The sequence below is a fragment of the Saliniramus sp. genome, from assembly GCF_035311605.1.
Classification (GTDB): Bacteria; Pseudomonadota; Alphaproteobacteria; order Rhizobiales; family Beijerinckiaceae; genus Saliniramus.
Window position 1 is genome coordinate 1 of the sequence record NZ_DATGCW010000069.1, and the last position, 8,345, is coordinate 8,345.

Here is an 8,345-nt window from a genome sequence, read left to right on the forward strand (position 1 = left end):
CAGCGCACTCGCCCAGCATTTCCCCATCCCCGATCTCACCCAGGTCGGTGACGAAATCGCCGACAGCGTCTGGGATGCGCCGGCCGACGCAATGCGGCCGCTGTCGCTCTTCGATGCGGTACGGGTGGATTACTCTTTGCGGCGGCTGGTGCATTATACCGGCACCGACTGGCGCGCCATCCAGCCCTGGATCCTGCTCACCAATTACCACCGCTATGTCGACCAGTTCGTGCAATGGGCGCTGGAGGAATTGCGGCGCGATGACAGCGTGCATGAGCGGCTCGTCATGCCGGGCGGCATCAGCGTCACGCGCGAACAGGCTGCGCGGATGGATGCCGAAACGCTGATGGCGCAATCACCCTGGCATCGCCATCAGATGCCGGCCTATCATCTGACGCGACGCGAAGGCTGCGGCGAAGGCGCGACTTTGGTCAATATCGGCGTCGGCCCCTCCAACGCCAAGACGATCACCGACCATCTCGCCGTTCTGCGCCCGCATTGCTGGCTGATGGTGGGGCATTGCGGCGGCTTGCGGCAGTCTCAGACCATCGGCGATTACGTTCTCGCCCACGCCTATCTGCGCCAGGACGGTATTCTCGACAGCCTGGTCCCGCCCGATATCCCGATCCCGGCTCTGGCCGAGATCCAGATTGCCCTGCAGCAGGCGGCGGGGCAGGTCACCGGCGAGCGCGGCGAGTCGCTCAAGGGGCGTCTTCGCACCGGCACCGTCGTGACCAACGATGATCGCAACTGGGAACTGCGCTGGAGCCAGGAACGACGCCGCTTCAACATCTCCCGCGCCATCGCCATCGACATGGAGAGCGGCACCATCGCCGCCCAGGGTTTCCGCCTGCGTGTGCCCTACGGTACGCTCCTCTGCGTCTCCGACAAACCGCTCCACGGCGAGATCAAGCTGCCGGGAGCCGCCAACGCGTTCTATCAGCGCGCTGTCGGTGAGCATCTGATGATCGGGCTCGAGACCCTCGAAATCCTGCGCGGACAGCGCACGGCGCTGCATTCGCGCAAGCTGCGCTCCTTCGACGAGCCGCCTTTCCGCTGATCGCGTGCGCACGCGATCGGGCAAGCTGCGCTTACCGATAGGGCAGCATGCCCGATTGCGTGGACGGCGCCGCTGCGGCAGCCTCGCATCCGATCAGATCCGGAGAGCGACGATGCGTGATGCCACCCTTCCCGCCACCCGAACCGGGCGCCTCGAGCGCCCCGACGGCGCGACGATCCATTACGAGGTGACCGGGAGCGGCCCCGCCCTGCTCTTCGCCCATGGGCTGGGCGGCAACCACCTGAGCTGGTGGCAGCAGATCCCGGCCTTCGCCTCGCGCTTCACCTGCATCGCCTTCTCGCATCGCGGCTTTGCGCCCTCGACCTGCCCCGGCGCCGTGCCCGATCCGCGCGACTATGCTGGCGACGCGATCGCACTCCTCGATCATCTGAAGATCGAGCACGCCGTCTTCATCGGCCAGTCAATGGGCGGCTGGACCGGGGTCGAAACGGCCCTCGCGCATCCGCAGCGGCTGGCCGGGCTGGTGCTCGCCTGCACGACGGGATCACTCTCCTTCGACGAGCTCGACGATCCGGATGTGGCAGACTGGTATGCAAGGCGGGAGGTGATACGCGAAAAGCTGCTCGCGGACAATGTTCATCCCGCAACCGGCGAGGTCTTCGCCGAAGCAGAGCCCGCCCTGCATCAACTCTATGGCATGATCGACCGGCTCAATGCGGGCCTCGACAAGGAAGCCGTGCGCGCGGCGATCTGGAGCATGCGCAAACGCGGTCCGCAGGATGCCGCGCGCATTACCTGCCCGGTGCTGATGATCACCGGCGAGGACGACATCGTGATCGCGCCGGCGGGGATACGCGCCGTGGCGCGCCATATTCCGGATGTGCGCGTCCACGGCGTTCCAGCCACCGGGCACTCGGTCTATTTCGAGCGCGCTGCCTTGTTCAACGCGCTCGTGGGGGATTTCCTCGCCAAGATCGGCTGGCGCTGATCAGGTCCCCACCCGCAAGGGCGCGCCGAGCTTGCGCAGGGCCGCGAGCGCGGAGAGCGCGGTGATCCGCCCGGTCTTGGGATTCTCCGAAGGGATATTCTCGATCTCGAGGGAAAACGAGGCGGAATCGGCATCAACCTCGATGCGATGGCAATTGCGGGTGACGCCGGGATCGGCCCAGATCTCGATCGTCGTCGCGTCCGGCCCGATACCGGCCAGCGACAGCGCTGCAGCGACGTTCACATTGGCAGGGAAGCCCTGCGCCGCTTCACCAGCGCTGCCCTTGAAGACGAGAAGCGGTTCGCTCAGACCCTCGACGGAAATGGCGTTCTCGACGAGATACGGCGCCCCGGCGAGCCCACGCGGCGGTTTGCGCGTGATCATGCGCACTGAGCGGATCTGACCCTCGGCGGCGGCGCTGACCGCATCGAGGCCCAGAAGCGCTCCGGTGGGGATGATGATCTGGCCGCCCTTCGCCCGCGCCAGTTCGACCAGTTCGGGACGCGGCAGAATGGCGCCGGCGGAGAGGATCATGACCTTCCGGCCGGCACCGAGCATGGTCGTGCACAGATCGCCGACCACGGCGGCGGGGGCGCATTCGACGGCAATGTCGCAATGGGCGGGCAGATCCTCCATCGCGACGATGGGGCAGTCGATCCCGTGTTCGCTCAGCCAGGCCTGCGCCTTGTCGCGTCCGCCGACGGTGACACAGGAGAGTTCCAGCCCGTCGATCCCCTCCGTCAGCGCCTGCGCGAGCTTGCGCCCGATTGCCCCGAGGCCGACGATTCCCACCCGAATTCCGCTCATCATGACTCCTTCCGTAAACGTCGTCCGGACATTGACCGGAGCTGACTGTGTGTCAAGCCCGCCACGCATGCGCCGAACAAGTCTTGCTGCAGCGCAATACAGATTGAAATCCGGGTATTCATATTAATTTTACCATGCTTACGTGTTTAATTGCCAGATAGAGAAGAAAAATGGCATATTGCGAATCGTATACATGAGCGCGCGCTTTGTTTCTGCCCTTGATCCAGTGAAAGGAGGGCGACATGGCGACATGGATTACAGTCGGGATCGTTTTTGCAATTGGCTTTTATGCGCATTACGCGCGCCTGAAGAGCCCGCTCGTCTTCGTGACCTGTCTGATGCTGCTGGCGTTCGGCCTGACCATTGATCTCATGATCGATCAACCGCCGTCGCGTTTTGCCGATTGAGCCGGTTCATGAATTCTGTGGCGCCGATGCAGGCTGTTGCGTACCGGCGAACAATGCGATGATGTCGCACCGCATTCCGGTAATGCGATAGAGCCCGAGCGCGGATCCGCCCAGCCAGAACAGCCAGGCGACGAGCACGGCGAGTCCGGCTCCCATCAATCCGAATGGCGGGACCAGCGCGAAATTGCCGAGCGCCAGCACGATCGTCGAAGCGATGCACAGGAGCGCGTTGAACACCTGCGCACCGGCGATCGTCAGAAGCTGCACCACCGGCCCCGCAAGCGCGCGCAGAACCTGACAGGCGACAAGCAGCACCAGAACCCAATGTGCCTGCGCGAAATCCGGATGGAATACGGCGAGGATCATGTCGCCGAACAGAGCCGTCGCGATCAAAGCAGCCAGGGTGAAGGCAATGGGGAAAGCGGCGGCGGCTCGCATGGTATCGCTGGTACGTCCCAGACGCCGCGCGGCGCGGGCATCGGCAAGATCGGGAAGGATGACCTGATGCGCCACCTGCACGCCGAATCCCACCAGCACCGCCAGCTTCAGCGCGATGCCGAAAGCGGCGAGCGTCGCCGGTTCGAGCACCGTCGCAGCCAGCAGAATCGCGAGATCGGCGAAGATCAGCGTATAAATCCCCACCGCAATCTGCGGCGCCCCCTCCCGGCGCCAACGCGAGACCAGCCGCCGGTCCGCATGATCGCGCCCATCGGCGATCCGCGGCAGGCGCGCGCGCAAAAGCAGCCATTGCGTTGCCGCAAGCATTCCGGTCAAGGCGAAGAACGAGATGACAACGATCCGCACATCCGGGCTCGCGCCTACCAGGATCATGCCCGCAACGATCGCCAGGAAGAACACCGGACGCAGGAAGGTCTCAGGACCATAAGCAAGGAAGAAGGCGCGCAGCGACAGCGCGATGCCGGAATTGATGCTGAACAGGGCGAGGATCGGCATGAAGAGCGCCGTGATCGCAAACAGGCTGCGCGCCTGCGCAGTCGCGCCGGGCCACAGCATCGCCGCGGCGAGGATCAGCAGGGCGAGAAACAGGCTGAAACGCAAGGAATCACGATGGGCCTGATGCAGAAACGCGGCGAGTGTGGCCGGACGTCCACGTTCCTGATAACGCGCAATGAATCGCGGCGCGATCTCCGGATAGCCGAAGGAAACAACGGTGGCCGCAACGATGGCAAGCGATGTCGCCGCGAAGAACAGGCCAAGATCCTCCGGCGCGAGCAGGCGCGCCAGAACGAGTTGCGTCCCGAACCCCGCACCCGCGCCGCCGAGGCGGATCACCAGGAGGATGAAGGTCATCGACGTCAGAAGCTTGCGCAGACCTGCCAATCCGGACACCCGTTGCAACATCAAGTTCCACCGGGTGATAACACACAGGAATTGAGGAATGCTGAACCCGCGCCCCCTCTCCCGGGAGCGCGGGTGCATGACGCATTCGCGCGTCAGCTCTCGTAATGATCGGTGACGAGCCGGTCGAGCAGACGCACGCCGAAGCCCGAGCCCCAGCTCTTGTTGACGTCGCTGGCTTCAGCCGCCATGCCGGTACCGGCGATGTCGAGATGCGCCCAGGGCGTGTTCTTCACGAAACGCTGCAGGAATTGCGCGGCGGTGATCGCGCCGCCATAGCGTCCGCCGGTATTTTTCATATCGGCGAATTTGGAATCGATCAGCTTGTCATAGGCCTTGCCGAGCGGAAGACGCCAGACCTTCTCGCCCGTCGCGCCACCGGCTTCGCCGAGTTTCTCGCACAAGGCGTCGTCATTGCTGAACAGACCGGCATGATCCTTGCCGAGCGCCACGATGATCGCACCCGTCAATGTGGCGAGATCAATCATGAATTGCGGCTCATAGGTGTCTTCGACATAGCTGAGCAGATCCGCCAGGACGAGCCGCCCCTCGGCATCGGTGTTGATGATCTCGACCGTCTGGCCCGAAAGGGTCTCAACAATGTCGCCGGGGCGCTGCGCCTTGCCGTCGGGCATGTTCTCGACGAGCCCGATCGCGCCGATGACATTCGCCTTCGCCTTGCGTGCAGCCAAAGCGTGCATCAGTCCCACAACTGTCGCGGCACCGGCCATGTCGCCCTTCATGTCTTCCATGCCGCCAGCGGGCTTGATCGAGATGCCACCCGTGTCGAAAACCACGCCCTTGCCGATGAAGGCGACGGGCTTTTCGCTCTTCTTCGCGCCCTGCCAGTGCATGATGGCCACGCGCGCCGGGCGCTCCGAGCCCTGTGCGACACCAAGCAGTGCGCGCATGCCGATCTTGCCGAGTTGTTTCTCGTCGAGAATTTCCACCTCGACCCCGAGCTTTTCAAGTGCTGCGGCGCGTTCGGCGAATTCGACGGGGCCGAGCGTGTTGGCCGGTTCGTTGACGAGATCGCGTGCAAGCATGACGCCGTCGGCGAGGCCCGCGCTCTGCTTGGCCGCCTTCTTCAGCGCCTGCGGATCGGCGCCGGCAAGGGTAAGCCTGCCGCCCTTCTTCGGCGCATCGTCGTCATCGTCCTTCTTTTTCGACTTGTAGTGGTCGAAGCGATAGGCGCGCAGTCGCGCCCCAAGCGCCAGCCCTGAAATCGCGGCATCGTCACCCTGAAAACCGGGGAATTCGGTCACGAGCATCGCCTCGCGGCCCGCTGTCGCGCCGGCGATCGCGGCGCCGAGGGCGGGCCAGTCCGGCGTTTCCGCCTCGACCGGCTTGCCCAGACCCACAATGACGAGCCGGTCGACATCGAGCTGACCCGGCGCCGTGATCGTCATCAGCGATTTGAACTTGCCCTTGAACTTCTCGGCCTTCGCGGCGCGCGCGATGATCCCGACCGAATCGCCGAGCAGGCGCGCCGCCTGGGGCCCCGGTGCCAGATCTTCGCCGACACACAGGACAAGATCGCCGCTTGCGGGAATCTGCAGTGATTCGAAATCAAGTTTGAAGCCGTCGGACATGGGCCTTTGCCTTTCTTTGCAAGCGGGACGTCGCGTTTTTGTGTCGCGCCCCGCAAAACGCACTCATCGAATCTCAACATAGCGGCTCATCGCGCTGACGGAAGAGGCTGCGCGCGATCGCCGGAGAAGCATACGTGCTTGTGCGGATATATCGTCGTGTCGTGCACAATCTGCAACCGCGCGCTGATTCGCGTCAGAAACCTAACTTTACGTCAATTTCAGGCACGCATCCGGCGTGATCCGGCGCGTCGGTCAAAGGGTCGCAGAACGCCGGAATAACCGATTTTTGACCCAAAATCGCCAAGAGATATTGGGATCGACCGGGTGAAACGCGACAGAATGCGATGATTTCGTTTCGAAAGCTTCGCCTGGAGTAACCCGCGATTTCGGCATGATTGCACAAGACCCTGAGAATATTGACGATAATTGCAATTCAAAGTACGTTTTCATTAACCGATTTTAAGAGAACAGCAGATCTCACACATGGACCCCCGACCAGGTCGAAAAGTAAGCGAACTTCCTGACTCGCGAAGCTTGGCCTTTCGTAGCAATCTTCGAGAGCATAGAGGTTCGACGGGTCGTGCGGTGCCGAGGCGGGCTGATGTCAGGCCGCCGCCAACGTGATCGACCAGAATGGACCAGTCGACGAACCTGGACGGGGCAAGAGGCGCAAGATGACGAACAGACAATCGCAGGGATCTGTTCATAAGGCATCGCAAGCTCCCGCGCGAACAACACGCGATCAGCGGTTTGGCGTCCCTGATCAGCGCAGCCGCCACGCCGCCACGGGACGGGTCGCACTGGCACTGCTTTTATGCCTCGCGACCATCACCATCGCGGTCGTGGCCTCAGGCGTCAATATGAGTGATGCGGATGCATCAGGCGACATCGAGCGCGTCGAAGAAAGACGCTGAACCCCGCATTATCCGGATCACCGCACCGATCCTCCGGTCGCGCATGGCGCCCTCACCTTCTTCTGACGGCTCGAACAAGTCGAGCCGTTCTGCGTTGTCTCCTGATCGTGATTTTGCTCGGTTGCAGGAGCAGCAGATTTGAAGCGTGACGATAACCAGACGCTCAACCGGACACGGGCGGGTGAGCGCTCTCGCGGACGCAAGGCGTCGACCCCGCTGGGCATTCCCTTTCGTGGTTACGTCGATGTCTTCTGGCGCGTCGCCAATGCCTTCAACCACGACCGCGTCAGCGCGAATGCGGCCGGCGCGGCGTTTTTCATGATCTTCGCCATCGTTCCCGCCCTCGCGGCGGTAGTGTCGCTCTATGGCCTCGTCGGCGACCCGGCGCGGCTGCGTGACCAACTGGTTGATCTTGATGCCTTCCTGCCGCCAGCCATGCTCGACCTGATGGATAACGAGCTCGCTCGCCTGATCGATCAGCGGCCCGACACGCTCGGGCTGACCTTCGCCACGACCTTCGCCATCGCCGTCTATGTGGTCAATAACGCCGTCCTGCGCCTGTTCGATGCGCTCAACGTCATCTATGGCGAGCGCGAAACGCGTTCTTATCTGAGCCTTTACGGCACGGCGCTGATCTTCACCATCGGCGCACTGATCTTCGCGGCATTGCTCGTCAACGTCGTCATCACCATTCCGATCATCCTGAGCTTCCTCCCACTCGGCCCGCTTGCAGGCTGGATCATCACCGTGCTGCCGCTCATCGTGATCTTCATCGTGGCCAATATCGGCATTGCCGTCGTCTATCGCTACGGGCCGAGCCGCGCACCGGCGCGCTGGCGTTGGATCTCGCCCGGCTCTGTCTCCGCCGCGACGGTCTGGGTCGCCGCCTCGGCGGGCTTTTCCTGGTACATGGCACATTTTGCGGATTATTCAGCGACCTACGGCTCGCTCGGCGCGATCGCGGCGGCGATGATGTGGGCCTATATCTCGACGCTGATCCTGCTCGTCGGCGCGGAGTTCAACGCCGAGCTCGAACAACAGACGGAATGTGATACCACGATCCCGCGCGCGCGGGAGATGGGCCGGCGCGAGGCTGCGGTGGCGGACACGCTGGGGAGGACACGCGGCTGAGGTTGCGCGCTCACTCCGCCCTTATTCAGGCCGCGCTCATTGAAGAGCGCAATTGCGCGCGAAAAACGTCGATGCAGACACGCTCACCGGCCCGATCCGCATGCCAGAAGGTCCAGCCGTTACAGG

Annotated in this window: 8 protein-coding genes; 5 read left to right on the plus strand and 3 right to left on the minus strand. The window is 63.2% G+C overall.

Features of this window, described 5'->3' with window-relative positions; translation table 11 throughout:
• Together VKP01_RS03370 and VKP01_RS03375 are read left to right on the plus strand one after the other, a co-directional pair.
• Nucleotides 1-1,060, plus strand: a 1,060-nt coding sequence (locus tag VKP01_RS03370) for an AMP nucleosidase (RefSeq protein ID WP_324410267.1), incomplete at its 5' end; no start/stop codon positions are given.
• A 112-nt stretch (nucleotides 1,061-1,172) separates the two neighbouring features.
• On the plus strand, nucleotides 1,173-2,009 hold the full coding sequence (locus VKP01_RS03375; protein WP_324410269.1) for an alpha/beta fold hydrolase: 837 nt from the start codon (nucleotides 1,173-1,175) through the stop codon (nucleotides 2,007-2,009).
• Here the strand turns inward: VKP01_RS03375 and VKP01_RS03380 are convergent, their stop codons facing one another.
• A complete protein-coding gene (locus tag VKP01_RS03380; protein ID WP_414706505.1) occupies nucleotides 2,010-2,816 on the minus strand; it encodes an aspartate dehydrogenase in 807 nt (268 codons plus the stop codon).
• Between the two features lie 242 nt (nucleotides 2,817-3,058).
• Between VKP01_RS03380 and VKP01_RS03385 the strand changes: the two genes are divergently transcribed.
• On the plus strand, nucleotides 3,059-3,223 hold the full coding sequence (locus VKP01_RS03385) for a hypothetical protein (RefSeq protein WP_324410272.1): 165 nt from the start codon (nucleotides 3,059-3,061) through the stop codon (nucleotides 3,221-3,223).
• 6 nt (nucleotides 3,224-3,229) lie between these two features.
• Here the strand turns inward: VKP01_RS03385 and VKP01_RS03390 are convergent, their stop codons facing one another.
• Both VKP01_RS03390 and VKP01_RS03395 read right to left on the minus strand, forming a co-directional pair.
• The gene (locus VKP01_RS03390; protein ID WP_324410274.1) at nucleotides 3,230-4,585 is read right to left on the minus strand and encodes a lipopolysaccharide biosynthesis protein; all 1,356 of its coding nucleotides are present in this window, start codon (nucleotides 4,583-4,585) and stop codon (nucleotides 3,230-3,232) included.
• Between the two features lie 92 nt (nucleotides 4,586-4,677).
• A complete protein-coding gene (locus VKP01_RS03395; RefSeq protein WP_324410276.1) occupies nucleotides 4,678-6,174 on the minus strand; it encodes a leucyl aminopeptidase in 1,497 nt (498 codons plus the stop codon).
• A 674-nt stretch (nucleotides 6,175-6,848) separates the two neighbouring features.
• Between VKP01_RS03395 and VKP01_RS03400 the strand changes: the two genes are divergently transcribed.
• The gene (locus VKP01_RS03400; protein ID WP_324410278.1) at nucleotides 6,849-7,088 is read left to right on the plus strand and encodes a hypothetical protein; all 240 of its coding nucleotides are present in this window, start codon (nucleotides 6,849-6,851) and stop codon (nucleotides 7,086-7,088) included.
• Between the two features lie 138 nt (nucleotides 7,089-7,226).
• Complete coding sequence (locus VKP01_RS03405) at nucleotides 7,227-8,219, plus strand: YihY/virulence factor BrkB family protein (RefSeq protein ID WP_324410280.1); 993 nt, start codon at nucleotides 7,227-7,229, stop codon at nucleotides 8,217-8,219.
• Nucleotides 8,220-8,345: the final 126 nt, after the last annotated feature.